Origin of the sequence: Halomarina pelagica (genome assembly GCF_024228315.1) — an archaeon.
GTDB lineage: Archaea > Halobacteriota > Halobacteria > Halobacteriales > Haloarculaceae > Halomarina > Halomarina pelagica.
Genome location: NZ_CP100454.1, coordinates 2,535,210 through 2,560,268, shown reverse-complemented (window position 1 = coordinate 2,560,268; position 25,059 = coordinate 2,535,210). Strand labels below are relative to the sequence as shown.

The window sequence follows — 25,059 nt, the reverse complement described above, 5'->3', positions numbered from 1 at the left end:
TCGCGTCTCCCCGAACCGGTTCGCAAGGCACAGGTGGCTTCGGCTCACGTACACGCCTATGGGACTCGGAGGAACCGCATCGAAGCTCCAGAAGGTCGCCGCGATGGCAGAGGACGTCTACGAGAAGCTCAACGACCTGCGTCAGCAGCTGGTCGAGGTGCGCGAGACGGTCGAGCGCGTCGATAGAACCGCCGAGGACAACCGCGCGCTGCTCGAAGCGATCGCGAACGAGCAGGGAATCGACGTGGACGCCGTCCTCGCCGAGGCGTCGATCGAGGAGGCCGAGCGTACGGACGACGCCGGCGCGAACGTGGGCAGCGACGCGGGTGCGAGCGCCGACGCGAGTACGACCACCGACGGCGGCGCGAGCGACGGGTCGGGGTCGGACGAGTCGAACCCGCCGCTCGACGACTGAGTCAGCCCATCAGTCGGCCGTGTTCGACCTTCAGGCAGTGGTCCTGAACGAACCGCCGGCCGGACTCCTCGACGCGCTCGCCCGCCTCGTCGTCGCGGATGCCGAGCTGCAGCCAGACGGTGTCCACGTCGTCGCGGGAGAGCACCTGGTCTACGATCCCGGACACCTCCTCGCTCGGACGGAACACGTCGACCACGTCGATCTCCTCTTCCACCTCGGTCAGCGAGTCGTACGGCTCGCGTCCGAAGATCTCGTCGGCGTAGGGGTTGACCGGGACGACCTCGTAGCCGTGCTCCCGCATGTACTTCGGGATCTCGTGGGCGTCCTTGCCGGGTGTCGCCGAGCACCCGACCACGGCGATCGTCTCCTGTCCCAGGACGTCCCTGAGTTCCTCGTCTGATTCGACGGGCATACCCTCGACTACCCCCGCCGCGTCCAAAAGCGTGGCGTCGCTCCGGGTCGTTCGGGACCCCTCGTCGCTCGGGTCGCCTCCGGGGTTCGGGGCCTCGAGATCGCTCGGGGCCTCCGATCGCTCCGGACGCGACGGTCACAGCGCGACCGCCCGCCCGACGACGAACGCCGCCGCCGCGAGGAACATCCCGTACTTGATGTGCGTCTGGCCCCCGGTCGGATCGGAGAAGCTCTCCGCCGCGGCCGCGAGCATGACGAGGTCCGCCGGGATCACGAGCGCGAGGTAGGCGAACCCGAGGGTCCCGGTGAGGTACGGAAGCGGACTCGCGAGCACCGCGACGACCAGGCAGGCGGTCCCGAGCAGGAGCGCGCGACGCTCGCCGACGGCGATCGGGAGCGTGTTGAGCCCTTCCTCGCGGTCGCCGGCGAGGTCTTCCACGTCCTTGATCACCTCGCGGGTGAACGTCGAGAGGGCGGCGAGCGCGAACAGCGCGACGACGGGCGCGAGTTCGCCCTCGACCGCCGCGCCGCCGAAGAGGAACGTGCTCCCGCCGAGGTAGGCGACGACGGCGTTGCCGACGCCCGGCAGGCCCTTGAAGAACTCCGTGTAGGCGACCAGCGCGAGCAGGTTGAACGCGGCGATCGCGACGGCGAGTAGCGGCAGGGTGAGCGCCAGCGCGACGGCGACGGCGAACAGGGCGACGGCGAACGCGAGCGCCGCGCGCTCCCCGACCGCGCCGCGCGGGATGGGTCGCCCGGGCGCGTTGATGCGATCGATGTCCGCGTCGAAGTAGTCGTTGATGGCGTTCCCGGCCCCCACGGCGAAGACGGTCGCGGTCGCGGCGGCCGCCGCGGCGACGGGGTGTCCGGCGATCCCCTCCGCGACGTACGCGCCGATGAGGGTGAGGACGCCCGCGGCGATCGCGTTCACCGGACGGGTGAGTTCGATCAGTCCGCGGAGCGCCTCGCGCATACGTCCCGATTTCCGACGCGTGGGATAAAGCCCGCGAAACCGATGGACAGAGTTAAATCGCAGACTCTGTTCGATGGAAGTGAGGGCGCTTAGCTCAGTCTGGACAGAGTGCTTGGCTTCGGACCAAGTTGCCGCGGGTTCAAATCCTGCAGCGCCCGTTTTCCGGCGAACGAAGTGAGCCGTGAAAACGGCTCCGAAGGATTTGAATCAGGGAGTGAAGCGAGCGTGAGCGAGCGGAACGACCGTGGTTCAAATCCTGCAGCCCTCATGATCCTGCGAGACGTGACGAGCGAACCGGCGCAGAGGGTTCGAATAAATCCGGCATCGAGGTGGAGAGCGGCTGGTAGCGCCCGTCGACGTCAACCCTTACTTAGACGGCCACCGGTATACGGACGATGCATAGTCTCGTCGACGTCCCGTTCCGGCGCTGGTGGGGGCGGAACGCCACGCCGCCATTCCTCGGGGAGGATGCCGGGGGAGTGCTCGCTATCGCGCGTGACCTGTTCGAAAACCCGGATACGGTGACGCTCCCGGACGGCCGAAAGCTCGGGTATGCAGAGACGGGTGATCCGGACGGCGATCCGGTTCTGGCCGTTCACGGCGTGCCCAGTGGCAGGCTGGGGGCCGCCCTGTTCGACCGCGTCGGTCGAGAGCGAGGGGTTCGGATCGTCGCCCCCGAGCGCCCGGGCGTCGGCGTCTCCGACCCGGACCCCGATCGGGAGATAGCCGACTGGCCGGCCGACGCTGCCGGGGTGTTGGACGCCCTCGACGTCGACGCGGCCCCCGTGCTCGGTATTTCTGCCGGCGGGCCGTACGCCGTCGCGTGCGCTGCGTTAGCCCCCGAACGATTTCCACGGGTCGCCGTCTGTTGCGGGTTCGGCCCGATCGAATCGGTCGGTCTCAAACCCCGGCTCCTCCCTCTCGGCGCTTCGTACGTACCGTGGGTGATCCGAACGTTCTTGCGAGCGGAGGAACTCTCGGCGCTGTACGCGCCCGAGTGGACGCTCGAACGGCGGATCGAAGCCGCCGCGCCGAGGGACGAGGAGATCTGGAGAAGCGAGGTCGGGAAGCTCCTGGTCGCTTCAGTACCGGCCGCCAGCCAGCATCACGGCAACGCGACGTTCGTCAGGGATCTACGGCTGTTCGCGGGCGACTGGGGGTTCCCCCTCGAGACCATCGACGTGCCCGTCGGAATCTGGCACGGACGGGCCGATCGGATCACCCCGATCGAAATGGGACTGTCCCTGTGGGACGCGATTCCCACTGCGGAGGCGCACTTCTACCCCGATCTCGGACATGTCTCCGCCATCGTGGAAAACGAAGACGCGATGGTCGACTGGCTGGGGCGATAACGAACCCCTCTACGTCCGGGTCGTCTTTGCCATTCGATTTCGTGCCCGATACGCTCGCCCGCCGATAAAGAGCGCGTGTCGAAGTGCACATATTTATGTTCCGTTGATGTAGTGAATTATGTATGTCATTAGATCAAGATAGTATTGGAAGTGGTAGTCCCTCTCCAATCGGTATCCTCATCGTTTCGCTCATCTTCGGAGGGTACATGTTAGTAAACGAACCATTCTCGGCGCGAACCGCCTTTCTGCGGTGGGTCATCGTCGGTCTCTCGGCGTTGGGTCTGCTCTATATCATCGTGGGGTTCAGAGGAGTTCGCCAACGGTCGGGGCTTCACAGAGCCGTCAACTGGCTGTTCAGCGGGTCCGGAGGTGGAGTCTCGGGAGCTTCCGAACGGACACGCACAAACACAGAAAAGACCCCGCCGGCTCCCGAGAGCCTCAAAAACGAACTCGACTTCGAGCGTGCTGATCGGCGATGTGAGTGGTGTAACGAGCGCGTTGACTCCCCCGATGTCCATCACATCGAACCGCGATCGGAAGGAGGCTCCAACGCCCCGGGCAACCTGATCGTACTCTGTCCGAACTGTCATCGAAAAGCTGACGGTGGAACCATCAGCCGGTCAAAGCTTAAGTACCAAGTGAACAGATAAGTACGAGAAGGTGAAATTCACGTATGGCAGTTGTTCGAAGGGACGGTAAGTGGACCCTCGAAAAGGTGCAGAACGGCGTGTACGAGATTAAGCGACGGGGCGACCTCAAGGCTCGCGTCATCACGGACGAATACGAACCGACGGGGATGATAGACGAGGTCGGGATGGACGTGATGACGAGAACGATAGAGGTCCGAAACTTCAAAGGCGCGGAACAGGAGTTCCAGAAGTACGCCAAACAGTCCGATCGCGGGGGGAGTGCACTCGGCGGAGGCTTCGGCCTCTTCCGATAACGAGTCCGATGACCGACCGCCAGTCATCGGACACGAGGGGCCAAGCCGAAGTCGTGATCCTCGTCGGACTGGTAGTGTTCTTGATCGGAAGCTATCTCACGATACGTTGTACAGGCGGGATGGATGGCCTCCGCAATCTCCCCCACTGCAAGACGGAACTGACGCTCGTACTCGTCGGAATAATCATCGTAAAAGCAGGCGAGTGACGTCAACCACCCCCTCGAGAGCGGTGTTCTACGTCCGTCGAAGCTCGTCTACCTTTCTGTTTCGGCAGGCAGCCAGGAGAATAGAACCGCTCCACTCCTCTCACTCCTCCTCTACCGGTCGTTCCACGTCCTCCCAGCTCACCAGTTCGAACTTGTCCGAACCGCATTCACACGTGCCGTCGCGGTTCATCGGGTGGAGATCCCCGTCTAACTGGATCAGCACCACCCGCGAGCTTCCGCACGCGGTACATACCGCCAGTTTCCGCCGTTCCCCTCGAACCACGAAGTTCGGGAGGTGATACCCGCGGATAACTATTACCATATTCTGATAGATCGGTCGAGAACGGGGACGGAGCGGCGACGGGGAGTGTCGGGTGGGTCGGATAGAGCGATCCTCCGACTCGATCGGCGCGGCTCTACGCTTTTGTCGACGACCGGCGTACCGGACGCATGGAGCGGGAAGCGGAGCGTTCGACGCGCGGTCGACTCGAAGACGCGTTCTGGGAGCGTCACTCGAACCCGAAGAGCGGCTGGTCGCGCACGCTGCTGGGTCCGTTGCTGGTGGTCGCGCTCTACCGGCGGGATCGGCGGCTGTTCGCGCTGGTCGTCCTCGCGACCGTCCTCAATCCGATCGCGTTCGGTCGGCCGGACCCGGACGCCGACGGCTGGATGACCCGGGCGGTGCGCGCGGAGCGCTGGTGGCTCGACGAGGGCAACGGCGCGTTCGGTCTCGGCTGGCCGAACGTCCTCAACGCGCTGAACGTCCCCCTGTTCGGGTACGCGCTGTACGCCGCCTACGCGCGAAAGCCGATCCGGGCGGCGGTCGGCATCGCGCTGTCGACGGGGCTGAAACTCGGCTGGGTGGCGTCGGTCGTCCGGCGGTACGATCGGTCGACTCGGGAGTAGAGAGGATCGTGGCCGGGCGTCCGCCCGACGCACGCGACCGACCCGGCAAGTATTTAGGCGCAGTGGCGCACTCAACGCCCGTACGCTGTACGCCGCCCGATCGGGGATCCCGCCGAGGCGGACAGTACCCACCGATCATGACCGACGAACCGCCGTCGCCCGCCGCGCCGCTGTTCGGTCCCGTCGTCTGTCGGCGCGACGGCCACGACTGGATCGATCAGCCGGGGGAGCACGCTCGCCGGACGTGCGTCCGCTGCGGCGCGGCGGCGGACGCCGACGGACGAACCGCGGGCGTCTCGCCCCGATTGCTCGCGCTCGCCGTCGCCGTCGGGGTGCTCGTCGGCGGCTGGCTCACCGTCGGATTTCTGATGCACGGCGTGGTGCTCTGACGCCCCGGGGTCGGGGGGTAACGGTTGCGCCTGCCGTCCGGGTCGCCACTCCGACTCGATTCGTCGCGGCGCTACCACGTAGTAATCGCCCGATCGCTTCTCTCGGTCCTCGCTCGTCGCCCGGGCGCTACGCCACCCGTGTGAAGGGTAGGACGGCTGGGAGTGAGTGACTTCTGCTCGGGGACGTCGCGGTTCGTCGAGGACGCTACGCGAACCGCTTCAGGAGCCCATAGAGCAGGTCGCGCGCCGCGTCGGGCACGACGACCCCGAGCAGCAGGGGGTACTTCCACGGACCGACGACGTAACGCCGGTCGGGGTCGTCGTCGGTCGCGGCGTCCACGACCACCGCCGCTACCCGTCGGGGCTGGACGTACCCGACTCCGCGATCGATGAACCGGCGGTCGTACAGTTCCGGGTCGTAGAGCCTGTAGAACCAGCCGTACGCCCCCGTCGGTTCGAGGTCCTCCTTCCGCGCGAGCGCCCGCTCCCCGAACCGCGTCTCGACCGGCCCAGGTTCGATCGTCACAACGTCGATACCGTGATCCGCGACCTCGGTCCTGAGCGTGTCGGTCACCGCCTCGACCGCCCATTTGGATGCGCAGTAGGCCCCCTGGCCGGGGAAGACGGTCCGTCCGTAGACGCTCGCCATGTTGACGACCGTCCCGCCGTCCCGCCGTCGCATCACCGGCAGGACCGCGCGCAGGAGGCGGTGCTGGCCGAAGACGTTCACCTCGAACTGCTCTCGGAGCCGGTCGGTCGGAAGTTCCTCCAGGGGGCCGATCTGCCCGTATCCCGCGTTGTTGAACAGGCAGTCGATCCCGCCGAACTCGCCAGCGACGCGCTCGACGACAGCCGTCGCGTCGCCGTCCTCGGTCACGTCGAGTTCGAGAGTCAGACAGCCGCGCTCCGCGAGGTCGGCCATCGCGTCCGGGTCGGGGTCAGTGGCGCAGACGTTCCATCCCCGCTCGCGGAACGCGAGCGCCGTCTCGCGCCCGATCCCGGACCCGCACCCCGTAATGAGGACCGTGTCGTCGGCCATACGAGGGCTTCGTCGCGCGGTTCGGTAGTCGTTGCACTTGCAGACTCGGCGATCGGACCGGGCTCTCGTCGCTCGGTTTCGCGCACCGGGACGACGGGAGCACCCGACGGAAGGACCCGACACGGCCGCCCGACGCGACCGCTACTGCCCCAGAAACGCCTCGACGCGGGAGTCGAAGGCCGGTTTCCGTTCGTGGAACGCGCCGTGCTTCGCCCCGCGGAACGCACAGAGCGTCGCGTCGGGGATCTCGGCGGCCGTCTCCTCGAGTATCGACCTTGGGAAGTACGGGTCGTCGGTGCCGCCGACCACGAGCGTCCGGGCGGCGATGTCGTCGAGTCGGTCGCGCCCGTCGAACGACAGGACGGCGTCGAGCGAGACGCCGACGTCGCTCGCGACGGCCGGCCTGGGCATGACGAACCGACCGACGGTCAGCGCGAGCGTCGGGTACGATACCGCCCGCCAGTCGGTGAACATCGCGACCGCGAGTTCGGCGCGGATTCGCGCCCAGTCGTGCGTCCGCGCGTACCGCCGAAGCCGACGGACGGCGTCCCGGGCACCGTCGGCCACGCGACACCCGGTGTTGACGAGCACGAGTTCGTCGACGAGATCCGGGTGATCGGCGGCGAACGCCTGGGCGATCATCCCGCCCATCGAGATACCGAGCACGTCGGCGGGGCCGAGTTCCCGCTCCAGGGCGTCCGCGTAGTCGGCCGCCATGTCCTCGATGCGCTGTCCCGCCGGCAGTCCTCGCGGGCGGCTCACGACGTAGACGGCGTAGTCGTCGACGAACCGACGGAAGTAGGTCCTGAGCGCCCATCCGCTCGGCGGCGGATAGTCCCCGTCGAACATCGCGTCGCCCACGCCGGGGAAGACGACGAGCCGCTCTGATTCGGACCCGACCCGGACGTACGGGAACCGGCCGAGCAGGTCGCCGGTCTCGAACGAAGTCATCGCGCGTCGTAGGGCGCGGAGTCACCTCACTCTACGGACGCCCTCGAACGCGGACGGGTACGTCCCGGACACGTACACGGCTTTCGAGCGGCCTCGGTACCTTTGACGGCCGGGCGACAAGGGGTCGGTATGGCGACGATCGCGGAGTTCACGCTTCCGGTCGGGGCGTTTCCGCTCGGTGACGCGCTCACGGCCGAGTCGGAGATACGGATCGAACTGGAGCGCATCGTACCGGCCGAGGAGGGGGTGCTGCCGTTCTTCTGGGCGTGGGACAGCGGTGACTTCGACGAGTTCGAGCGTCGAGTGCGGGAGAAGCGAGCCGTCGAGTCGCTGACCGCCGTCGATCGCGTCGGGACCGGCGTCCTGTACCGAGCGCGGTGGAATCACGCCGTCGCCGGGCTCGTCGCGGGCATTACCGAGGCGGGGGCGTCGATCCTCGAAGCTCGGGGGACGGCTGACGGCTGGCGGTTCGAACTTCGCTTTCCGGACCGCGACGTACTTCGGGAGTTCCGACGATACACCGTCGAGAACGAGATCCCTCTGCGACTGCGGCGGCTATACGGCGTGACGCAAATGCGCGCCGGGGAGCGGTACGACCTGACCGAGGAACAACGCACGACGATCGTGGCCGCGTACGAACGGGGCTACTTCGACGACCCCCGCCGAACTACGCAGCAGGAACTGGCCGACCACTTCGGAGTGAGCCAGCGGGCGGTCTCCCAGCGGATCCAGCGCGGGCTGTACCGGTTGGTCGGGAACACGCTGGCGGCCGACCGATAGGGCGCTCCCCCGAGGAATCACTTATAAACCCCTTCTGCCGAGAACCGCCGGTTCCACCGGCATCAGGGTCGTTGGGACGGACGAGGACGGGCGGAGTACCGCTCGGTCCGTCCTCGGCAGTGTCCCCATGAACGACGAACCTACCGACGGATTCCACCACGGTGGAAGCGAGACGGTCGCATACGACCCCGAGACGGGGTGGTACTGCGCCGTCCACGACTGGAAATCGAACGATCCCGTCAGCACCTCCGTGGTGCTGGCGCTCGCCGCGGTCACCGGCCGAGGGCTGACGGAGATCGTCCCCCTCTCCGATCACCTCGACTTCGACGCCCTCGACCGACTGTTCGAGTCGCTCTGCGGCGTCCCGCGAACCGACGGGCACGTCGCGTTCGTCTACGACGGATACCGCGTCGTGGTGCACGCTGACGGCCGCCTCTGCCTTCGCCCTCTCGAAAGAACGCCCGAACCGACCTGAGTCGAGGGCGTCCGAGGCCGGAGACGGGGGTCGAGGGACGGGCGTCGAGACGCACGACGCACGGCGGACGGTGCGACCGAACGGACGACAGGTTTTTCAGTCGGGCGAGAAGTACACCGAGAGATGAGCACCCGATCCCGCCGCCGGTTCCTCGTCAGCGGCGCGAGCAGCCTCGCGGCGCTGGCGACCCTCGGCGGCTGTTCGTCTCCCGGGCTGACCGGGGAGCCGGCCGCTCCCGCCCTCGGACGGGTGTGGATCTCCAACTTCACCGACCGAGCGCGGCGGATCGAGGTGCGGGTACTGCGCGACGGCGGGGTGGTACACGAGCGGGCGTACGACGTTCCCGCCGCGCGGAAATCGGGCGAGCCGGGGGAGCGGGACGTCGAGTGCGCGTGGTCGAACGAGGCGGGCCACCACGTCGTCCGCGCGCGGCACGCGGGCGACGACGAGTGGACGTCCCTCGACCTGACCGCCGACTCGTACCCCTCGGAGGCCTACGGGATCAACGTCGCGGTCGGTAGCGACGTCTCCGAGACGGACGCGATCTCGATGGCCGCCGCGACGGATCCCGCCGTCGTCGAGTGCGGGAGCCGATCGTCGTGAGCGCTCGCCGCGGCGGATCGCCGTAACCGACGGTCGCGATCACTCGAGGCGCTCGCTCGTCTCGGCGTGGCGCGTCGCCAGCTCGACGTAGTGATCGCCGGCGTGCGCCCACGGGGAGTCCTCGACCTCCTTTATCACCTCCGCGGGCGTCCCCGCGACGAGCGTGTCCGGCGGCACCTCCGTGTCCTCGGTGACGACCGCGCCCGCGGCGACCAGCGCCCGGTCGCCGACCGTCGCGCCGTCGAGGACGATCGCGCCCATGCCGACCATCGCGCGCTCCCCGACGGTCGCGGCGTGGACGATGGCGGTGTGGCCGATCGTCGCGGACGGGCCGATCTCGGTCCCCTCGTGGCAGACGGCGTTGTCCTGCACGTTCGCACCCTCCCGCACGACGATGCCGCCCGAGTCGCCCCGGAGCGTGACGTTCGGCCAGACGCTCGCGTCGGCCTCGATCGTCACCTCGCCGATGACCACCGCGGTCTCGTCCACGCGAGCGGTCTCGTGGATCGTCGGTTCCGTCCCGTCGAAGCTGCGTACGACCATGCGCGATGACCGACGGGGGAGGGGAAAAAGCTACGCCGCGTTCGACGCCCGACGCTCGACACCCCGTGAACACCGCGAAACGCGGTACGCCCGACGGCACAGCTTTCACCCGCCCGTCCGTCGGCGAACGCATGCACGAGTGGCTCCACGACGGGCCGATCGTCGGGATGGTTCACCTGCCGGCGCTCCCCGGCGCGCCGCGGTACGGCGGCGACCGGCGGGCGGTCCGGGAGCGCGCGCTGGCCGACGCCCGCGCGCTGGAATCGGGCGGCGTCGACGCCGTGATGGTCGAGAACTTCGGCGACGCGCCGTTCCACCCGGCGGACGTGCCGAAACACGTCGTCGCCGAGATGACGGCCCACGTCGGCGCGGTCCGCGGGGCGATCGACCTCCCCGTCTGCGTCAACGTCCTCCGCAACGACGCCGCGGCGGCGCTGTCGGTCGCCGCCGCGACCGGCGCGGACGCGATCCGGGTGAACGTCCACTCGGGGGCGCGCCTCACCGATCAGGGGATCGTCGAGGGGCGGGCCCACGAGACGCTCCGCCTGCGCGAGCGCCTCGACCGGGACGTCGCGATCCTCGCGGACGTGGCGGTGAAACACAGCGCCCCGCTCGCCCCGGAGGACCTCGCGGCGGAGACCCGCGACGCCGTCGAGCGCGGCCTCGCCGACGGCGTGATCGCCTCGGGCGGCGGAACCGGCCGACCCGTCGACGACGAGCGCCTGCGGACGGTGGCCGCCGTCGCAGAGGAGCACGGCGTGCCGGCGTTCGTCGGGAGCGGGGCGACCGCCGACACCGTCGCGGACCTCCTCGCGGTCGCCGACGGCGTCGTCGTCGGGAGCGCGCTCAAGGCGGGCGACGCGGCCGACCCGGTGGACGAGGGGCGCGTCCGGGCGCTGGTCGAGGCGGCGGGGCGGTAGCGGCCGCGCTCGTCCGCGTTCCGCCCCTCGCACCCTTCCGCGTCCCGCGCGCCGCGTCGTCCCGCCACGCACGGGCGACCTCCGCACGCGAACCCACTACATTAATGCGCCGACGAGCAAGATTTGCCGATAGATGACGACACGCCGCGACCCCCTCCCGTCGGTGCTCGAGACGATCGGCGAGACGCCGCTCGTCCGCGTCCACGCCGGTCCCGAGTCGGTCCCGATCTACGCCAAGCTGGAGTCGTTCAACCCCGGCGCGAGCGTGAAGGACCGCATCGGGCGGTACATGCTCGAACGGATGCTGGAGGAGGGGACCCTCGAACCCGGCGGCACGGTCGTCGAGCCGACGGCGGGCAACACGGGCATCGGGTTCGCTATCGCGGCGGGCCAGCTCGACGTGGACGCGGTGTTCGTCGTCCCCGAGCGGTTCAGCGTCGAGAAGCAACAGCTCATGCGCGCGCTCGGCGCGGAGGTCGTGAACACCCCCACCGAGGACGGGATGGCCGGGGCGATCGAGCGCGCCCGCGAACTGGCCGCGGCGCGCGACGGCGTCGTCCCCCAGCAGTTCTCGAACCCGCTCAACGCCGAGGCCCACTTCGCCACGACCGCCCCGGAGATCTACGAGGCGCTCGACGGGCGGGTCGGCGCGGTCGTCGCCGGGGTCGGGACCGCCGGCACGCTGATGGGGGTGGCCCGCTACGCCCGAGAGCGCCACCCGAGCACTCACGTCGCGGCGGTCGAGCCCGAGGGGTCGGTCTACGGTCGCGCGGTCGGCCGCCACCCCCGCCACCACGAGTACAAGACGGAGGGGATCGGGACGAGCGACGTGGCGACGAACGAGCTGTTCGACCCCGATCTGGTCGACGACGTGATCGCGGTCCCCGACCGCGACGCGCAGGACGAACTGAAGCGCCTCGCGCGCGAGGAGGGGCACCTCGTCGCCTCCAGTTCGGGCGCGGCGAGCGTCGCCGCGCGGCAGGTGGCCGAGGGAATCGACGAGGGGGCGATCGACGCCCCCTTCGACAGCGTCGTCACCGTCTTCCCCGACTCCAGCGAGCGCTACCTCTCGAAGGGCATCTACGGGAGCTTCGAGGAGTGGCAGGGGTAGTACGTCGTCCGCACCCTGTTCTGTGGGTCTTCCGCGGTGAACGTGACCTCGAAAGCCCTCGCGGGCTTCGCTCCCGGAGACACGCTGTGCGCCCAACTCGGTCGCGTCGCGTCCTCGGGTTCGCTCGTTACACTCGCTCACCTGCGGTGCGTGCGGCCTCCGGGATCGCTACCCCCTCCCCGTTCAGTCCGCCGGGGAACGGGCCGTGTTCGGTGTCCCACCCGATCCGTCGGGCGCGCAGGAACGCGCCCGGCCGCAGGTTCCCCGGCCGGGAGCGCGTCTCGTCGCGCGACCCGGGAGAGGGCAGGCTCGCCTGGTGGACTCGAAGGGCGAGCGGGGTAAGCGAAGCACGAACTCACGAGCACCGGAGTGAGCGAAGCGAACGAGGAGCGCAGTGTGGTTCGCGCGAGCGTAGCACGCGAGGGCTTCGGGAGCGTTCCCGATTCCGACCGCTACCACACGCTCGCGCGAAGGGCAAGAGACACACCGGAGGCGACGCTGGTCTCCCCATGGACGATCCCGCCCACCGCATCGAGACGCGCGCGATCCACGCCGGACAGGACCCCGACCCCGAGACGGGCGCGCTGATGACGCCCATCTTCGCCAACTCGACGTACGCCCAGGACGGCCCGGGCGACCACCGGGGCTACGAGTACTCCCGGACGGGCAACCCGACTCGGACCGCCCTGGAGGCGAACCTCGCGAGCCTGGAGGGGGGCGCGCACGGCCGCGCCTTCTCCTCCGGGATGGGGTCGATCAACACCGTGATGAACCTCCTCGAGGCCGGCGATCACGTCGTGACGGGCGACGACGTCTACGGCGGGACCCACCGCCTGTTCACGGGCGTCTACGAGTCCTACGACCTCGAGTTCGACTTCGTCGACACGACCGACCCGGCGGCGATCGAGGCGGCGATGCGCCCCGAGACCGCGCTCGTCTGGGTCGAGACGCCGACGAACCCCCTGATGCGGGTCGTGGACGTAGAGCGCGTCGCGGCGATCGCACACGAGCACGGCGCGCTCTGCGCCGTGGACAACACCTTCGCCACGCCGTACCTCCAGCGGCCGCTCGATCTCGGCGCGGACGTCGTCTCCCACTCGCTGACGAAGTACCTCGGCGGCCACTCGGACGTGGTCGGCGGGGCGCTGATCACGGACGACCCCGACCTCGACGAGCGCATCGGCTACTACCAGAACGCCGTCGGCGCGACGCCCGATCCCTTCGGCTGCTTCCTCGTCCTCCGGGGGACGAAGACGCTCCCCGTGCGGATGGACCGCCACTGCGAGAACGCCCGCGCGCTGGCCGCGTGGCTGGACGACCACCCCGACGTGGCCGCCGTCCACTACCCCGGCCTCGACTCGCACCCCCAGCACGAGGTGGCCCGCGAGCAGATGGACGACTTCGGCGGGATGCTGAGCTTCGAACTCGACGGCACGCTGGAGCAGGCGAGCGCCGTCGTCACGGGGACCGAGGTGTTCGCGCTGGCCGAGTCGCTGGGCGGCGTCGAGAGCCTGATCGAGCAACCCGCGGCGATGACCCACGCCGCGGTCCCGCGTGAGGAGCGCCTCGCCGCCGGCCTCACCGACGGCCTGATCCGCGTCTCCGTGGGCGTCGAGCACGTCGAGGACCTCCGGGCGGACCTGGAGCGGGCGATCGAACGGGCGATGGGGTAGCCGAACGGCGATAGCCAACCCGAACCGAGGCCGTACAGCTATGTGTTCCGCCTCCCAGCACGTACACGCCATGAAGAAGGTCGCCCTGGACGAGATCCGAAACGAGCCGAACCCGCTGCAGGTCCACGAGGTCAGAAAGCCCGTCTCGAAGGTGCTCGGCACCGCCGACTTCGCGATGAACTACTTCGAACTCGGCACCGGCGAGTCGTTCTCCGGCGGGCTCCACACCCACCACGACCAGGAGGAGGTGTTCTACGTGCAGGAGGGGACGGCCACGTTCGAGGTCCGCGGGGAGATCGACGACGAGACCGAGGAGGTCGAGGTCGGTCCCGACGCGGCCGTCCGGTTCGAGCCGGGGGAGTTCCAGCAGGGTATCAACAGGGGCGAGGAGCGCGTCGTCGGCCTCGCGATCGGCGCGCCGGGCGCGAGCCACGAGTGGGACGAGATCGAGTCGATCGTCTACTGTCCGGAGTGCGAGGAGGAGACGGGCCACGGCGTCGCGCTCGCCGACGGCGGATTCGAGATGACCTGCAACGAGTGCGGGCTGGAGCGGTAGTACGCGTACGTCGGTCGAGCAGCCGACCGCTCAGAACAGCGCTTCGTCCGGTTCTAGCACCCGCGCGGGGCCGCCCACCTCCCAGACGCGGGTGGGGGCGTGCTCGCTCACCGCCCTCTCGACGCGCTCTACGTGCTCGCGGGTGGTGTTGACGTAGACGCTCGCGCCGGTGTCCGTCGAGAAGTAGACGGGGACGCCGTCGTCGCGGAGATCCCGGACCGTGTCGAACACGCGGAGGGTCGTCGGCTGCCAGTAGACCCACCCCGCGGGGCCGGTCATCGTCGTCGCGGCGAGCGAGAGCGAGTCGTGCTCCGCGAGTTCGAAGGCGGCGTCGAAGTCGGCGCGGTAGAGCGCGTCGCGCATCTCCGCGATCTGGCCGTGGATGTGGGCCATCCGCGCCTCGAACATGTGGCTCTCGGCGGCCTCGGCGTGGGCCTCCTCGGTCTCCTTGTAGGCGGGCACCTCGGCGGCGACGATCCGCAGGTCGTCCTCCAGGTCCGTCTCGATGCGCTCGGAGCGGCAGTCCTCGTCGTTCAACCCCGTCCGGAGGTGGGAGAACGCGCCCGTGACGGCGCGGGCGGCCGAGGACGACCCGCGGCGGGCGACCGTCGAGATCTCCGGGCGGGTCATGTCGAGGTCGGCCGCCGCACAGAGCGCCGTCGCGGCGGCGGCGAACCCCGATGAGGAGGAGCCGAAGCCGATGTTCGTCGGGAACGACGACTCGCTCTCGAACCGCACCCGATGGTCGATGCCCGCGAGCGAGCGGACGTGGTCCACGACGTGCGCGACCCGCTCGGCGGCCCGCCCCGTCACCGCCTCCCCGTCGATGGTGAGGTCGTCGGCGTCGAGGTCGGGGTCGAACTCGACCGTCGTCGTCGTGTTGCTCGGCGCGGTGCAGACGCTGATGCTGTCGTGGTACGGCAGGCGCAGGTCGGCGTCGCGCATCCCGTGGTACTTCACGAGCCCCTGGATCGGGTGGGCCCGCGCGGTCGCTTTCATACCAACCCCGCGGCCCGATACCCGCTTAAGCGGTTCGGGTCCGCGCGATGACGCGTCCCGGTTCGTGAGGTCGCGGTTTCGACCGCGACCCGTTCAGCCGTCCGATCCGGCGCTCGTATTGGGATCTTCGATCCACCTGGGTTCGCCCCGCAGGACGCCCCGGAGTCCGGTGAGCGGGTCGCCGACGGCGATTCCGTACTCGGTGATCTCGAACCCCCGCAACGTCCGTTCGAAGTCGCTCGCCCGCATCTTCAACACGCCGACCGCCTTCCGGAGCTGACCGTCGAGTTCCAGATAGCGGAGGAACAGGACGTTGTCGGCCAGGTAGCTGATCTCGTCTTTCGTGACCCGGAAGTCCCCGGTGACGGTCTCCACCTCGCCGATCAGGATCGTCGTGACCCCCACGTTCTGGAGGTAGCTGCCGAGCGCGTGAAGTTCGGTGATGCCCCGGTCGCTGTCGCCCCGGATGGAGAGCCGATACCCGTCGATCCCGTCGATCATCACGATCCCGGTGTTCTCCTCCTCCACCTCGCGCCGGACGTCGCGGGCGAACTCCGCCGACGAGAGCTGGAGCGCCTCGATCTCCTTCACCGCCAGCGAGCCGCGGTCGATCATGTCCCGAACGGGCATGTTGATCGCCTCCAGACGGTGCATGAAGGTCGCCTTCGACTCCTCGAACAGGTAGATGACCGATCGATCACCCCGTCCGGCCGCCTCCTTCATGAACTGGGTCCCGGTAGTGGTCTTCCCGACGCCAGTCGGCCCACTCATGAGCGTGACGGTCCCACGTTCCAGCCCGCCGTGCAGGAGTCGATCCATCTCCGGGACGCCGGAGGGGATCGGATCCGGTGAGAACTCGGCCTGATACTCCCCGGGGAGGAGCTGGGGAAAGACCGTCATCCCCTCCCCGGTGATGCGGACGGCGTGAGTTCCACCCTGGAACTCGGACCCTCGGAACTTGCTGACCTCGAGCGTCCGCGACGGCGACGGGTAGTCGAGGGTGACGACGCCGTCGCTCATGAACTGGAGGTCGTCGTCGGGGGTGGCCGCGGTGCTCTCGGCGGTGAACACCACCGTCGCCTCGGACTCCTTGAGGAACTTCAGGAACGACAGGACCTGTTTGCGGAAGTGTGCCTCGTCGGTCGAGAGGTACCGGAACTGCGAGAGCGGATCGACGACGACGCGGTCGGGGTCGTACGCCCGAACCTCGTCGACGATCTCCTGCGTGACGGACCTGCCCTCGGTCTCGTCCGGCGGGAAGATGTCGCCGGCGTCGGTGAAGTATCCCGACGACGGGCTCAGGTCGACGATCGGTACCGACTCGAACTCGCTCCCCAACCCGAACCGTTCGACGTCGCGGCGGACGTCCTCTTCCGCCTCGCCGAGGTTGATGAAGAGCGACTGGTCGCCCGCGTCCGCGCCGGCCGCGAGAAAGTGGAACCCGACGAGCGTCTTGCCGACGCCAGGACTGCCGCGAACGAGGTAGTTCCGGCGAGCCAGATACCCCCCGTCGAGAACCTCGTCGAGGCCGTCGATCCCGGTCGATACCCGCGTCAGCGGCGGGGATTTGTCAGTCAGCGTGTCAGTGATTTCGGTCATGGTGTGTTCCGGCCGGGGATTCTGTTCGGGTTCACGGGATCCGAGACGGCGACCGTCCCGCTCACCCGTCGAACCGACAGGTCGGCGTCACGTCCTCCCGACAATCGTGAGTCGATCCCGGGCGTCGGGACGCGACTCCGCGGCCGTCTCCACGCTCGACCTCCTCCGTCCCGGCGTCGGACGCGCGAATCCCCGTGTCACGCGCCAGACATGCACTCCAGTATGATATTATCGCCACCGTATAAGTGCTTTTACCCGACGGGAATCAGTCGGGAGTTCGTCGATCGGGGGACGCCCGAGACGTTCGAACCGACGCGTCGATCCCGCTGACCGGAGCCGGACGACTCACTCGAGCGGATCCTACGGCCACGTGCCGCCCTGTTCGTACGCCGTCACGACCCGCTCGATGGCGACGACGTAGGCGGCGGTCCGGAAGTTGGGCGTTCCCTTCCCCTCGTAGGCCTCGACGAGCGCGTCGAACGCCTCGGTGATGACCCGCTCGAGTTCGTCGTTGACGCGCTCCTCGGTCCAGTAGAAGCGCTGGCGGTTCTGCACCCACTCGAAGTAGCTCACGGTGACGCCGCCCGCGTTGGCGAGGATGTCGGGGAGCACCTCGACGTCGCGCTCGGTGAGGATCTCGTCCGCGTCGGGCGTGACGGGGCCGTTGGCCGCCTCGACGATCACGTCGGCCCCGACGTCCCGCGCGACGTCGGCGTCGATCGCGTTCTCCAGCGCGGCGGGGACGAGCAGGTCCACGTCGAGCGTCAGCAACTCCTCGTTGGTGAGTTCCTCGCTCGCGCCCTCGTACCCGGCCACCGACCCGGTCTCGTCCTTGAAGTCCTTGACCGCCCGCGCGTCGAGGCCCTCCGGGTTGTAGACCGCGCCGCTGGAGTCGGAGACCGCGACGATCTTCCCCCCGAGGTCGGACTCGATGAGCTTCGCGGCGACCGACCCGGCGTTGCCGTAGCCCTGGACGGCGACCGTCGCGTCCTCGATCCCCTTGCCGAGGTACTCGAACGCCTCGCGCGCGGTGAGCATGACCGATCGACCGGTCGCCTCGACGCGCCCCGCGCTCCCGCCGCTGTCGGGGGCCTTCCCGGTGATGACGCCCGGCGCGGTCGTGTTCTCCAGCGTCTCGTAGGTGTCCTTGATCCAGTTCATCTCCCGCTGTCCCGTGTTCACGTCGGGGGCGGGGATGTCCTTGTCCGGGCCGATGAACGGCCGGAGTTCCTTCGCGAACGACCGAGTGACCCGCTCCATCTCCTCGTCGGAGTGCTCGCGGGGATCGATGGCGATCCCGCCCTTCCCGCCGCCGTAGGGGATGTCGACGACGGCGGTCTTGTAGACCATCCACCCCGAGAGCGCCTTCACCTCGTCGCGGGTGACGTTCGGGTGATAGCGGATGCCGCCCTTGTAGGGGCCGCGGTCGCCGTTGAACTGCGACCGGAACGCCTTGAAGACGCCGAGGTCGCCGCCGTCCAGTTCGACGGTGAGGTTCGTCTCCAGGATTCGTTCGGGATGCTTGAGTCGTTCGAGGAGGTCCGGGCGAACGTCGAGATACTCGGCGGCGTCGTCGATCTGCTCCTGCAAACTCTCGAAGGGATTCGCCGCGTGAGACATACCCGACCCTCGGAAGGGGCGCTGTTAAACGTGTCGGGGGCGGTTTCGGCGGGCACGTCGCCCCCCGCACCGCCGGCCGAGTAACACCTACCTACCGGCGTAAGACGGGCTTTACAGTCGAGTCACCGACCGCCCTCGACCCGTTCGACGACGGTCTCCGCGCGGGCGATGAGCGGGGCGTCGATCATCTCCCCGTCGACGCGGAGGACGCCCTCGCCGTCGTGCTCGTCGCGCGCGGCGAGGACGCGCCGCGCCCACGCGACCTGCTCGTCGCTGGGCGTGAACGCCTCGTTGATGACGGGCACCTGCGCGGGATGGATCGCCATCTTCCCGTCGTAGCCGAGGTCGCGCGCGAAGGCGCTCTCCTCGGCGAGACGGTCCGTCCCCTCGATGTCGGTGAAGACGGTGTCGATCGCGTCGACGCCCGCCGCGCTCGCCGCGAGGACGACGTGCTCGCGGGCGTAGAGCACCTCAGTCCCCGCCTCGGTGCGGCTCGCGCCGATGTCGGCCGAGAGGTCCTCCGCGCCGAAGGCGACGGCCGCCGTCGCGTCCGCGCTCGCGATCGACTCGGCGTGCAGGACGCCCGCCGCCGTCTCGCAGAGCGCGAAGACGGGGAGTTCGACCCCACGAACGGCCAGTTCCGCCGCCAGCGCGTCCACGTCGTCGGCCGATTCCGCCTTCGGAAGCATCACGGCGTCGAGACGCGGCCTCCCCGCGAGCACCTCGTCGAGGTCGTCGCCGGTCGCGTGACCGGAGACCCGCACGCACACCTCGCAGTCGGGGTCGAAGTCGGGATCGGTGAGCACCTCGCGGACGGCCTCGCGGCCCGCGTCCTTGCGTTCCGGCGCGACGGCGTCCTCGAGGTCGAAGACGACGACGTCGGCACCGCTCCCGGGGGCCTTCCGCATCATCGCTGGCTTGTCACCGGGCGAGAAGAGCAGGGTTCGTCGCGGCATGGGGAGAGAGTGTGCCCGAGGGGTATTGAATCGAGGCGGTCGACCGCCGCCCCTCGGCCCGACCTATCCGAGTAGGTGAACGTTTCACGCGGGATCGAGTGGACGAGTGGAGCAAGAGAGAGGAGGCGGTTCCGCGCGCACGGCCGACTCGCCCGTCCCCGGGGGCGCTCGGGGGCGATCCCGCGCGCCGGGACGGGTGAAGGGCGAGCGTTACGGCGTCGATCGCCGTCGGTCGCCGTTGGTCGGCATCGATCGGCGTAGCGAGTCGAACCCGCCCACGCTTTTATCCCGCCGGGTCGACCATCGCTCATGCCCGGACTGTACTACGAGGAGTTCGAGGTCGGCCGGACCATCGAGCACGAGAAGCGCCGCACGGTGAGCGAGAGCGACAACCAGCGCTTCTGCGACATGACGATGAACCAGCAGCCGCTACACCTCGACCGGGAGTTCGCCGCGGAGACGGAGTTCGGGAGACGGCTCGTAAACGGCCTCTACACGATGTCGCTGGCGGTCGGCCTGTCGATTCCCGACACCACCGACGGGACCATCGTCGCCAACCTCTCCTACGACGACGTGGAGCACCCCCACCCGGTCTTCCACGGCGACACCCTCCGCGCGCGGACGACGGTGACCGACAAGCGAGAGACGAGCGACGGCGAGCGCGGCGTCGTCACCATGCACGTCGAGGCGTTCAATCAGAACGACGACCTGGTCTGTGCGTTCGATCGGACCGCGCTGTCGTTGAAGCGGCCGTGAATAACGGGAGGAGAGCGCAGCGGCCGATCAGACGATCGACGCGATCATCACGACGTTGATGCACACCGCGACCAGCCACGGGAGCGCGAGCGCGAGCGGCACCAGCGCCGCGTACCGGCGGTGGACGACCTGCCGACCGAACAGGGCGACCCCGAACCCGAACGACTTCATCCCGACCATCCCGGGCAGGCCGTACTGGGCGATGACCTGCGACGCGATGGGGTTCATTTCGACGAGTCCGAGTCGGAGACCGTAATGCGTCAGGGCGACGTCGAGGAGCATCGCCGTCGCGGCGAGCCCCCAGAACGCACGCTCGTGTCGCGCTGCGACCGAGAGCGGCGAGCGGTCGTTCCAACCGTGGCGCACGTACGCGGCGAGTTCGATGGAAGACATGGGGTGGTTTGGCCAGAGGGGCGGCGTCCGGGACGCCACCGTGATCGTACCTCTGGAGAACACCCGTTTCGCCATTGTTACCAGTGACCTACCCCCGAACGCGTCGGCGTAAAGAACTGTGTAGCGCGGTTCGAACGAACGGCGGCCGGGCCGTCCGACGGCGACCCGACGTCGCCCCGTCGTCGCCGCCTAGAGGACGGTTCCGTGTTTCTTGTCAGGGAGATCCTTCCTGACCGTTTCGTAGAACGCGAACCGGTTAGCCAGTTCTTTACGGAGCGCGCTGGGCGGTATTATCTCGTCGATGACCGTCTCGCTCGCCATCCGGTGGACGTCGATGTCCTGTCGGTACTCCTCGCGCAGTTCCGCCTCGCGACGTGCGCGTTCCTCCGGGTCGTCGATGGCGTCCAGCCTGTTCCGGTAGACGGCGTTGATGGCCGCCTCCGGGCCCATGATGGCGATCTCGCCGCTCGGGAGCGCGATCGTCGAATCGGGGTCGTACGCCGGGCCGCTCATCGCGTAGATGCCCGCGCCGTAGGCCTTGCGGACGACGACGCACTGCTTGGGGACCGTCGCCGAGGAGGTGGCGTAGATCATCTTCTTGCCCTGTTCGAGGATGCCGTCCTTCTCGACCTGCGACCCGGCCATGAACCCGGGCGTGTCACAGAGGTACAGTAGGGGGACGTTGAACGCGTCACATTTCCAGATGAACTCCGCGGCCTTCCCCGCGGCGTCGGGGAAGATCGCACCGGCGCGCGTGGCGGGCTGGTTCGCGACGATGCCCACCGGTCGCCCGTCGATGCGCGCGAACGCCGTGACGATCTCGCCGCCGTAGTTCGGCTGGAGTTCGAAGAACGACTCCGCGTCGACCACGTGGTCGATCAACTCGCGCACGTCGTACCCCCGGTTCGGCTCCGTCGGGACGATGCGGTCGATCCCCGTCGGCGACTGCGCGGGGTCGCGCGGCTCGGCCCGGGGCGGCTTCCCCCCCGCGTTGTTCGGGAGGTAGCCGATCAACTGGGCGACGAGGTCGCGGGCGTGCTCCTCGTCCTCGGCCACGAGGTCCGCGCTCCCCGAGTACCGGGCGTGGACCTCCGGCCCGCCGAGGTCCTCCATGCTGATCTCCTCGCCGGTGACCATCTGCACCATCCGCGGGCTGGCGATCGCCATCGCGCTCATCCCCTTCACCATCACGGTGAAGTCGGCGAAGACCGGCGTGTAGGCCGCGCCCGCGATGCACGGCCCGTAGAGGACGCAGATCTGCGGGACGTACCCCGAGAGCATCGAGTGGTTGTAGTAGTACTTCCCGATCCCCTCGCGATTGGCGAAGAAGCCGGTCTGCTGGTCGATGCGCCCCCCCGAGGAGTCCATCAGGTAGAGGATCGGCTTGCCGGTCTTCAGCGCGCGCTGTTGCATCCGGAGGAACTTCTCGACGCCCTTCGCGGCCATCGATCCCGCCTTCACGGTGAAGTCGTTGGCCATGAAGTGGACCTCCCGTCCCTCGAACTCCGCCGCGCCGGTGAGCAGGCCGTCGGCGGGGAGCCGGTCCGCCGCGTCGAACTCCGCGAACGTCCCGTCCTCGAAGAGCAGTCCCTCGGGGAACCAGAGGTCGAGGCGGTCGCGCACGAACAACTTCCCCTGCTCGTCGAGTCGCTCCCTGTACTTCTCGGGGCCGCCCTGCTCGATGTCGGCGATCTCCTCGAGCAGCGCGATCTCGCGGTCGGTCGGCCCGAAGTCGTCGTGCGGCACGGCGTCACCGACCCGGTTGCCCTCGTGGACGACCGCCGGTTCCGCCGCGTCCCCCACGTAGACCCGGACCTCCTCGACGGCGTGGCGCGCGAGCGCGGCGGCGATGGCGGCGGCCTCGTCCTCGCTCGCGCCCTCGTCGATGCGAACCTTCATACGCAAGAATTGCGCGGAGGGGGGTGAAAACCGTTATCTTCCGACGGGAACCGGTCGGGGTCCGGGGGACCTCCCTCAGAGGAGGCCCGGCAGTCTGGTGAGCACGCCGACGAGGACGGGGATCCCGACGACGATGGCGGCGTTTCGGCGGGAGAGTCCGTGGACGTGCTGCATCGCGATCGTCCAGATGTAGCCGCTCCACAGCAACACGAGCAGGCCGAACGCGCTCGCGACGAGCAGGGCCGGGTCGCTCTGGAGGCGCGCGAGCGCCTGGTTCGCGGCGTTGGCACCCTCCGGGAGGGTCACGCCGGAGTAGACGTAGAGGCTGGCGGCCGCGCTCACCGCCGTGCCGACGATCGCCGGGACGAACCCCCAGCCGGTTCCGGCGAAGGTGTCGCTCAGCGAGCCGGACCCGTCGAACGCGACGCGCGCGATGGCGTAGAAGGCGACCGCGTAGAGCGCCCACTGGACGTAGACGCCCACGAACGCGCCGATGAGGCCGACCGTGCCCGCGGCCGCCGAGATGGCAGAAGCCGTGCCCCGGTCGACGCCCCCGCCGCCGTCCTGGATCGCGCTGGCCGCGATCTGCTTGGTGAGTTCCGTGACCGGATAGGCGCCGACCACCGCGAGGACCGCGACTACCGTGACGATACCCGCCGGGAGGAGGAGTCCCGGCTCGTCGGCCCGCCGGCGGAACGCCGAATCGGGATTCGTGATGATTTCGAGGACCATCACGCGTACTTGGAGGATGGCGTACATCAATTTACGTATCACGTAGCCGACAGGTCCTCCGAAACCACCCGAAAGACCGTTCGGAACTGCTCGGCTACGCGGGGCTTCGCGTCGGAAACGTCGAGTCGCCCCGCGCCCCGCGTCCCGCAACTCCGACAGCCCCGCTACTCCGACAGCGCCGCCTCGGCGCGCTCGACGTACTCCCGGTTCCCGACGAAGACGGGCGTGCGTTCGTGGAGTTCCTCGGGCGTCCGCTCCAGCAACGACCGTTCGCCGTCGGTGGACGCGCCGCCCGCCGCCTCGACGATCGCCGCGATGGGGATCCCCTCGAACTGGAGGCGGAGCTTCCCGTTCGGGTGCGTGGTGAGGCCGGGGTAGGCGAAGACCCCGCCGTAGGTGAGCACCTGACTGACGTCGCCGATCATCGCGCCGCCGTACCGGAGTTTCAGCTCCCGCTCGACCTCGCGGGCGTACGCGGCGAACTCGTCGGTCCAGGCGTTGACGCGTCCCCCGAACCCGTAGACCGTGGGGTCGTCCGGGAGCGCGAGGTCGACGGTCGCCGCGTGGCGCTCGCCCTCGTGGACGACGGACTCGGTGACCCGCCCGTCGCGGGCGGTCACCATCGTCGTCAGCGGGCCGTAGAGGACGTACCCCGCGGCGACGAGCGCGTCGCCGCCCGCCGGGAACGGTTCGTCGAAGACGCCGACGATCGTCCCCATCACGTTGTTCGGCTTGACGTTCGAGGAACCGTCGAGCGGGTCGAGCGCGAGGTGGTACCCGGTACCGTCCGCCGACGTGCCGTCCGCCCGGATCACCTCCTCGCGCTCCTCGCTGGCGTAGGAGGCCACGCCGTCGAGCGCGAGCAGACGCTCCTCGAACAGTTGGTCGGCGTGGACGTCGGCCTCCAGTTGCTGCTCGCCGGAGGGGTTCTCGCCCGCCTCGTAGCGACGACGACCGACGAGGCTCTCTCTGATCTCGGGGGCGGTCGCGGCGATCGTCTCGAAGACGCGCTCGATGACCTCGTCCCCGCTCATCTCACTCCTCGAGCGCGGCGTCGACGGATCCACCCTCGAAGATGATCGTCTCCAGGGCGTCGAGGATGCGCGTCGGGTCCTCGCGCTGCCAGACGTTGCGGCCGACGGCGAGTCCCTTCCCGCCGGCGTCCATCACGGCCTTGACGGACTCGAGGAACTCGCGATCGGACGTCTTCGACCCGCCGGACATGACGACCTTCGTCCTGCCCGCCATGCGGACGGCGTGCTCCATGCCCTCCTTCGAGCCGGGGTACTTCACCTTCGCCACGTCCGCGCCGAGTTCGAGCGCGAGGCGGGCGGCGTAGGCGATGGTCGTCTCGCTCGTGTCGTTCTTCAGCCCCTGGCCGCGCGGGTAGGACCACATGACGACGGGGAGTTCGTAGGCGCGCGCCTCTTCCTGTATCGCGCGGAACTCCTCGGCCATCTCGATCTCGTGGTTCGAGCCGCCGTAGAGCGTGAAGCCGACGGCGTCCGCGCCGACCTCGTAGGCGTACTCGACCGAGCAGTTGACCGCCGTGTCGGGTTCGCCCATCCAGAGGTTCGACGTGCCGTTGAGCTTCAGCAGGAGGTTCACGTCGTCCTCGTAGGAGGGGTAGTAGGCCTCCGCGATCCCCTTCTGGACGGCGACGGTGGTGACGGCGGGGTGGGTCGCCGCCTCGAAGGTTCGCTCCGGGTCGGCGCTCTCGGGGACCTCGGTGAAGTCGACCGGGCCGTGTTCGAGACCGTGGTCGTACGCGAGGATGAGCACCTTGCCGTCGCGGACGAGCGGACTGTCATCGATCGGTATCATGTACGGGAGGGTGTTCGGTAACGGGGTATAATACT

The 25,059-nt window shown here is 68.8% G+C and carries 30 protein-coding genes and 1 tRNA gene; 16 read left to right on the top strand and 15 right to left on the bottom strand.

The window, feature by feature from the left end; translation table 11 throughout:
• Positions 1-58 precede the first annotated feature (58 nt).
• Complete coding sequence (locus tag NKI68_RS13310) at positions 59-415, top strand: DUF5798 family protein (RefSeq protein WP_254543589.1); 357 nt, start codon at positions 59-61, stop codon at positions 413-415.
• A gap of 1 nt (position 416) precedes the next feature.
• Here NKI68_RS13310 and NKI68_RS13305 read toward each other — a convergent pair whose 3' ends face one another.
• Together NKI68_RS13305 and NKI68_RS13300 are read right to left on the bottom strand one after the other, a co-directional pair.
• On the bottom strand, positions 417-827 hold the full coding sequence (locus NKI68_RS13305; protein WP_254543588.1) for a CoA-binding protein: 411 nt from the start codon (positions 825-827) through the stop codon (positions 417-419).
• A 135-nt stretch (positions 828-962) separates the two neighbouring features.
• Positions 963-1,799, bottom strand: coding sequence for a geranylgeranylglycerol-phosphate geranylgeranyltransferase (locus NKI68_RS13300; RefSeq protein WP_254543587.1), 837 nt, complete (start codon positions 1,797-1,799; stop codon positions 963-965).
• 83 nt (positions 1,800-1,882) lie between these two features.
• Here NKI68_RS13300 and NKI68_RS13295 point away from each other — a divergent pair.
• From NKI68_RS13295 to NKI68_RS13275, 5 genes are all read left to right on the top strand, one after another.
• Positions 1,883-1,957: transfer RNA gene (locus NKI68_RS13295), tRNA-Arg, on the top strand.
• Positions 1,958-2,194: 237 nt separating this feature from the next.
• The gene (locus NKI68_RS13290) at positions 2,195-3,151 is read left to right on the top strand and encodes an alpha/beta fold hydrolase (RefSeq protein ID WP_254543586.1); all 957 of its coding nucleotides are present in this window, start codon (positions 2,195-2,197) and stop codon (positions 3,149-3,151) included.
• A 122-nt stretch (positions 3,152-3,273) separates the two neighbouring features.
• Complete coding sequence (locus NKI68_RS13285; RefSeq protein ID WP_254543585.1) at positions 3,274-3,801, top strand: HNH endonuclease; 528 nt, start codon at positions 3,274-3,276, stop codon at positions 3,799-3,801.
• Positions 3,802-3,824: 23 nt separating this feature from the next.
• A complete protein-coding gene (locus NKI68_RS13280) occupies positions 3,825-4,094 on the top strand; it encodes a hypothetical protein (protein WP_254543584.1) in 270 nt (89 codons plus the stop codon).
• A gap of 8 nt (positions 4,095-4,102) precedes the next feature.
• Positions 4,103-4,300, top strand: a complete 198-nt coding sequence (locus NKI68_RS13275) for a hypothetical protein (protein WP_254543583.1) — start codon at positions 4,103-4,105, stop codon at positions 4,298-4,300.
• A gap of 100 nt (positions 4,301-4,400) precedes the next feature.
• On the opposite strand, the gene NKI68_RS13270 is transcribed toward NKI68_RS13275, so the two are convergent.
• Positions 4,401-4,583, bottom strand: a complete 183-nt coding sequence (locus NKI68_RS13270) for a hypothetical protein (protein WP_254543582.1) — start codon at positions 4,581-4,583, stop codon at positions 4,401-4,403.
• Positions 4,584-4,750: 167 nt separating this feature from the next.
• Here NKI68_RS13270 and NKI68_RS13265 point away from each other — a divergent pair, with 167 nt between their 5' ends.
• Entirely contained in the window at positions 4,751-5,206 is a 456-nt protein-coding gene (locus NKI68_RS13265) for a DUF6653 family protein (protein WP_254543581.1), read from the top strand.
• Positions 5,207-5,343: 137 nt separating this feature from the next.
• Positions 5,344-5,595, top strand: a complete 252-nt coding sequence (locus NKI68_RS13260; RefSeq protein WP_254543580.1) for a hypothetical protein — start codon at positions 5,344-5,346, stop codon at positions 5,593-5,595.
• Between the two features lie 205 nt (positions 5,596-5,800).
• Here NKI68_RS13260 and NKI68_RS13255 read toward each other — a convergent pair whose 3' ends face one another.
• Together NKI68_RS13255 and NKI68_RS13250 are read right to left on the bottom strand one after the other, a co-directional pair.
• Entirely contained in the window at positions 5,801-6,634 is an 834-nt protein-coding gene (locus tag NKI68_RS13255; protein WP_254543579.1) for an SDR family oxidoreductase, read from the bottom strand.
• Between the two features lie 141 nt (positions 6,635-6,775).
• Complete coding sequence (locus tag NKI68_RS13250; protein ID WP_254543578.1) at positions 6,776-7,585, bottom strand: alpha/beta fold hydrolase; 810 nt, start codon at positions 7,583-7,585, stop codon at positions 6,776-6,778.
• A 129-nt stretch (positions 7,586-7,714) separates the two neighbouring features.
• On the opposite strand from NKI68_RS13250, the gene NKI68_RS13245 reads away from it, so the two are divergent.
• The 3 genes from NKI68_RS13245 (at position 7,715) to NKI68_RS13235 (ending at position 9,443) form a co-directional block, all read left to right on the top strand.
• A complete protein-coding gene (locus NKI68_RS13245) occupies positions 7,715-8,365 on the top strand; it encodes a helix-turn-helix domain-containing protein (protein ID WP_254543577.1) in 651 nt (216 codons plus the stop codon).
• 127 nt (positions 8,366-8,492) lie between these two features.
• Complete coding sequence (locus tag NKI68_RS13240) at positions 8,493-8,840, top strand: HalOD1 output domain-containing protein (RefSeq protein WP_254543576.1); 348 nt, start codon at positions 8,493-8,495, stop codon at positions 8,838-8,840.
• A gap of 123 nt (positions 8,841-8,963) precedes the next feature.
• Positions 8,964-9,443: a hypothetical protein gene (locus tag NKI68_RS13235; RefSeq protein ID WP_254543575.1), complete on the top strand. Its 480-nt coding sequence runs from the start codon at positions 8,964-8,966 to the stop codon at positions 9,441-9,443.
• A gap of 39 nt (positions 9,444-9,482) precedes the next feature.
• Here the strand turns inward: NKI68_RS13235 and NKI68_RS13230 are convergent, their stop codons facing one another.
• Positions 9,483-9,986, bottom strand: a complete 504-nt coding sequence (locus NKI68_RS13230) for a gamma carbonic anhydrase family protein (RefSeq protein ID WP_254543574.1) — start codon at positions 9,984-9,986, stop codon at positions 9,483-9,485.
• Between the two features lie 131 nt (positions 9,987-10,117).
• Between NKI68_RS13230 and NKI68_RS13225 the strand changes: the two genes are divergently transcribed.
• The 4 genes from NKI68_RS13225 to NKI68_RS13210 all read left to right on the top strand — a co-directional run bounded on the left by NKI68_RS13225 (position 10,118) and on the right by NKI68_RS13210 (position 14,246).
• Entirely contained in the window at positions 10,118-10,906 is a 789-nt protein-coding gene (locus NKI68_RS13225) for a BtpA/SgcQ family protein (RefSeq protein ID WP_254543573.1), read from the top strand.
• A 133-nt stretch (positions 10,907-11,039) separates the two neighbouring features.
• Positions 11,040-12,017 (top strand): PLP-dependent cysteine synthase family protein, encoded by a 978-nt coding sequence (locus tag NKI68_RS13220; RefSeq protein ID WP_254543572.1) that lies wholly within the window; start codon positions 11,040-11,042, stop codon positions 12,015-12,017.
• Positions 12,018-12,526: 509 nt separating this feature from the next.
• Positions 12,527-13,690 carry a cystathionine gamma-synthase gene (locus NKI68_RS13215; protein WP_254543571.1) on the top strand — a complete coding sequence of 388 codons (1,164 nt, stop codon included), beginning with the start codon at positions 12,527-12,529 and terminating at the stop codon, positions 13,688-13,690.
• 70 nt (positions 13,691-13,760) lie between these two features.
• A complete protein-coding gene (locus NKI68_RS13210; RefSeq protein WP_254543570.1) occupies positions 13,761-14,246 on the top strand; it encodes a cupin domain-containing protein in 486 nt (161 codons plus the stop codon).
• A gap of 30 nt (positions 14,247-14,276) precedes the next feature.
• Here the strand turns inward: NKI68_RS13210 and mvaD are convergent, their stop codons facing one another.
• From mvaD to NKI68_RS13190, 4 genes are all read right to left on the bottom strand, one after another.
• The gene (mvaD, locus tag NKI68_RS13205) at positions 14,277-15,245 is read right to left on the bottom strand and encodes a phosphomevalonate decarboxylase MvaD (RefSeq protein WP_254543569.1); all 969 of its coding nucleotides are present in this window, start codon (positions 15,243-15,245) and stop codon (positions 14,277-14,279) included.
• Between the two features lie 93 nt (positions 15,246-15,338).
• A complete protein-coding gene (locus NKI68_RS13200) occupies positions 15,339-16,844 on the bottom strand; it encodes an ATPase domain-containing protein (RefSeq protein ID WP_254543568.1) in 1,506 nt (501 codons plus the stop codon).
• Positions 16,845-17,204: 360 nt separating this feature from the next.
• Positions 17,205-18,464 (bottom strand): Glu/Leu/Phe/Val family dehydrogenase, encoded by a 1,260-nt coding sequence (locus NKI68_RS13195; RefSeq protein WP_254543567.1) that lies wholly within the window; start codon positions 18,462-18,464, stop codon positions 17,205-17,207.
• A 122-nt stretch (positions 18,465-18,586) separates the two neighbouring features.
• Positions 18,587-19,420 carry an HpcH/HpaI aldolase/citrate lyase family protein gene (locus NKI68_RS13190; protein ID WP_254543566.1) on the bottom strand — a complete coding sequence of 278 codons (834 nt, stop codon included), beginning with the start codon at positions 19,418-19,420 and terminating at the stop codon, positions 18,587-18,589.
• Positions 19,421-19,729: 309 nt separating this feature from the next.
• On the opposite strand from NKI68_RS13190, the gene NKI68_RS13185 reads away from it, so the two are divergent.
• Positions 19,730-20,176, top strand: coding sequence for a MaoC family dehydratase (locus NKI68_RS13185; protein WP_254543565.1), 447 nt, complete (start codon positions 19,730-19,732; stop codon positions 20,174-20,176).
• Positions 20,177-20,203: 27 nt separating this feature from the next.
• On the opposite strand, the gene NKI68_RS13180 is transcribed toward NKI68_RS13185, so the two are convergent.
• The 5 genes from NKI68_RS13180 to NKI68_RS13160 form a co-directional block, all read right to left on the bottom strand.
• A complete protein-coding gene (locus NKI68_RS13180; RefSeq protein WP_254543564.1) occupies positions 20,204-20,569 on the bottom strand; it encodes a DUF5658 family protein in 366 nt (121 codons plus the stop codon).
• Between the two features lie 189 nt (positions 20,570-20,758).
• On the bottom strand, positions 20,759-22,468 hold the full coding sequence (locus NKI68_RS13175) for an acyl-CoA carboxylase subunit beta (protein WP_254543563.1): 1,710 nt from the start codon (positions 22,466-22,468) through the stop codon (positions 20,759-20,761).
• A 75-nt stretch (positions 22,469-22,543) separates the two neighbouring features.
• Entirely contained in the window at positions 22,544-23,200 is a 657-nt protein-coding gene (locus tag NKI68_RS13170) for a Yip1 family protein (RefSeq protein ID WP_254543562.1), read from the bottom strand.
• Positions 23,201-23,364: 164 nt separating this feature from the next.
• Positions 23,365-24,234, bottom strand: coding sequence for a class 1 fructose-bisphosphatase (locus NKI68_RS13165; RefSeq protein WP_254543561.1), 870 nt, complete (start codon positions 24,232-24,234; stop codon positions 23,365-23,367).
• A gap of 1 nt (position 24,235) precedes the next feature.
• A complete protein-coding gene (locus tag NKI68_RS13160; protein WP_254543560.1) occupies positions 24,236-25,024 on the bottom strand; it encodes a class I fructose-bisphosphate aldolase in 789 nt (262 codons plus the stop codon).
• Positions 25,025-25,059: the final 35 nt, after the last annotated feature.

What these genes read in the sequence shown, in the direction of transcription:
- NKI68_RS13310 (WP_254543589.1), top strand. Translation starts at nt 59, where the DNA reads ATGGGACTCGGAGGAACCGCATCGAAGCTCCAGAAGGTCGCCGCGATG.
- NKI68_RS13305 (WP_254543588.1), bottom strand. Translation starts at nt 827, where the DNA reads ATGCCCGTCGAATCAGACGAGGAACTCAGGGACGTCCTGGGACAGGAG.
- NKI68_RS13300 (WP_254543587.1), bottom strand. Translation starts at nt 1,799, where the DNA reads ATGCGCGAGGCGCTCCGCGGACTGATCGAACTCACCCGTCCGGTGAAC.
- NKI68_RS13290 (WP_254543586.1), top strand. Translation starts at nt 2,195, where the DNA reads ATGCATAGTCTCGTCGACGTCCCGTTCCGGCGCTGGTGGGGGCGGAAC.
- NKI68_RS13285 (WP_254543585.1), top strand. Translation starts at nt 3,274, where the DNA reads ATGTCATTAGATCAAGATAGTATTGGAAGTGGTAGTCCCTCTCCAATC.
- NKI68_RS13280 (WP_254543584.1), top strand. Translation starts at nt 3,825, where the DNA reads ATGGCAGTTGTTCGAAGGGACGGTAAGTGGACCCTCGAAAAGGTGCAG.
- NKI68_RS13275 (WP_254543583.1), top strand. Translation starts at nt 4,103, where the DNA reads ATGACCGACCGCCAGTCATCGGACACGAGGGGCCAAGCCGAAGTCGTG.
- NKI68_RS13265 (WP_254543581.1), top strand. Translation starts at nt 4,751, where the DNA reads ATGGAGCGGGAAGCGGAGCGTTCGACGCGCGGTCGACTCGAAGACGCG.
- NKI68_RS13260 (WP_254543580.1), top strand. Translation starts at nt 5,344, where the DNA reads ATGACCGACGAACCGCCGTCGCCCGCCGCGCCGCTGTTCGGTCCCGTC.
- NKI68_RS13255 (WP_254543579.1), bottom strand. Translation starts at nt 6,634, where the DNA reads ATGGCCGACGACACGGTCCTCATTACGGGGTGCGGGTCCGGGATCGGG.
- NKI68_RS13250 (WP_254543578.1), bottom strand. Translation starts at nt 7,585, where the DNA reads ATGACTTCGTTCGAGACCGGCGACCTGCTCGGCCGGTTCCCGTACGTC.
- NKI68_RS13245 (WP_254543577.1), top strand. Translation starts at nt 7,715, where the DNA reads ATGGCGACGATCGCGGAGTTCACGCTTCCGGTCGGGGCGTTTCCGCTC.
- NKI68_RS13240 (WP_254543576.1), top strand. Translation starts at nt 8,493, where the DNA reads ATGAACGACGAACCTACCGACGGATTCCACCACGGTGGAAGCGAGACG.
- NKI68_RS13235 (WP_254543575.1), top strand. Translation starts at nt 8,964, where the DNA reads ATGAGCACCCGATCCCGCCGCCGGTTCCTCGTCAGCGGCGCGAGCAGC.
- NKI68_RS13230 (WP_254543574.1), bottom strand. Translation starts at nt 9,986, where the DNA reads ATGGTCGTACGCAGCTTCGACGGGACGGAACCGACGATCCACGAGACC.
- NKI68_RS13225 (WP_254543573.1), top strand. Translation starts at nt 10,118, where the DNA reads ATGCACGAGTGGCTCCACGACGGGCCGATCGTCGGGATGGTTCACCTG.
- NKI68_RS13220 (WP_254543572.1), top strand. Translation starts at nt 11,040, where the DNA reads ATGACGACACGCCGCGACCCCCTCCCGTCGGTGCTCGAGACGATCGGC.
- NKI68_RS13215 (WP_254543571.1), top strand. Translation starts at nt 12,527, where the DNA reads ATGGACGATCCCGCCCACCGCATCGAGACGCGCGCGATCCACGCCGGA.
- NKI68_RS13210 (WP_254543570.1), top strand. Translation starts at nt 13,761, where the DNA reads ATGAAGAAGGTCGCCCTGGACGAGATCCGAAACGAGCCGAACCCGCTG.
- mvaD (WP_254543569.1), bottom strand. Translation starts at nt 15,245, where the DNA reads ATGAAAGCGACCGCGCGGGCCCACCCGATCCAGGGGCTCGTGAAGTAC.
- NKI68_RS13200 (WP_254543568.1), bottom strand. Translation starts at nt 16,844, where the DNA reads ATGACCGAAATCACTGACACGCTGACTGACAAATCCCCGCCGCTGACG.
- NKI68_RS13195 (WP_254543567.1), bottom strand. Translation starts at nt 18,464, where the DNA reads ATGTCTCACGCGGCGAATCCCTTCGAGAGTTTGCAGGAGCAGATCGAC.
- NKI68_RS13190 (WP_254543566.1), bottom strand. Translation starts at nt 19,420, where the DNA reads ATGCCGCGACGAACCCTGCTCTTCTCGCCCGGTGACAAGCCAGCGATG.
- NKI68_RS13185 (WP_254543565.1), top strand. Translation starts at nt 19,730, where the DNA reads ATGCCCGGACTGTACTACGAGGAGTTCGAGGTCGGCCGGACCATCGAG.
- NKI68_RS13180 (WP_254543564.1), bottom strand. Translation starts at nt 20,569, where the DNA reads ATGTCTTCCATCGAACTCGCCGCGTACGTGCGCCACGGTTGGAACGAC.
- NKI68_RS13175 (WP_254543563.1), bottom strand. Translation starts at nt 22,468, where the DNA reads ATGAAGGTTCGCATCGACGAGGGCGCGAGCGAGGACGAGGCCGCCGCC.
- NKI68_RS13170 (WP_254543562.1), bottom strand. Translation starts at nt 23,200, where the DNA reads ATGGTCCTCGAAATCATCACGAATCCCGATTCGGCGTTCCGCCGGCGG.
- NKI68_RS13165 (WP_254543561.1), bottom strand. Translation starts at nt 24,234, where the DNA reads ATGAGCGGGGACGAGGTCATCGAGCGCGTCTTCGAGACGATCGCCGCG.
- NKI68_RS13160 (WP_254543560.1), bottom strand. Translation starts at nt 25,024, where the DNA reads ATGATACCGATCGATGACAGTCCGCTCGTCCGCGACGGCAAGGTGCTC.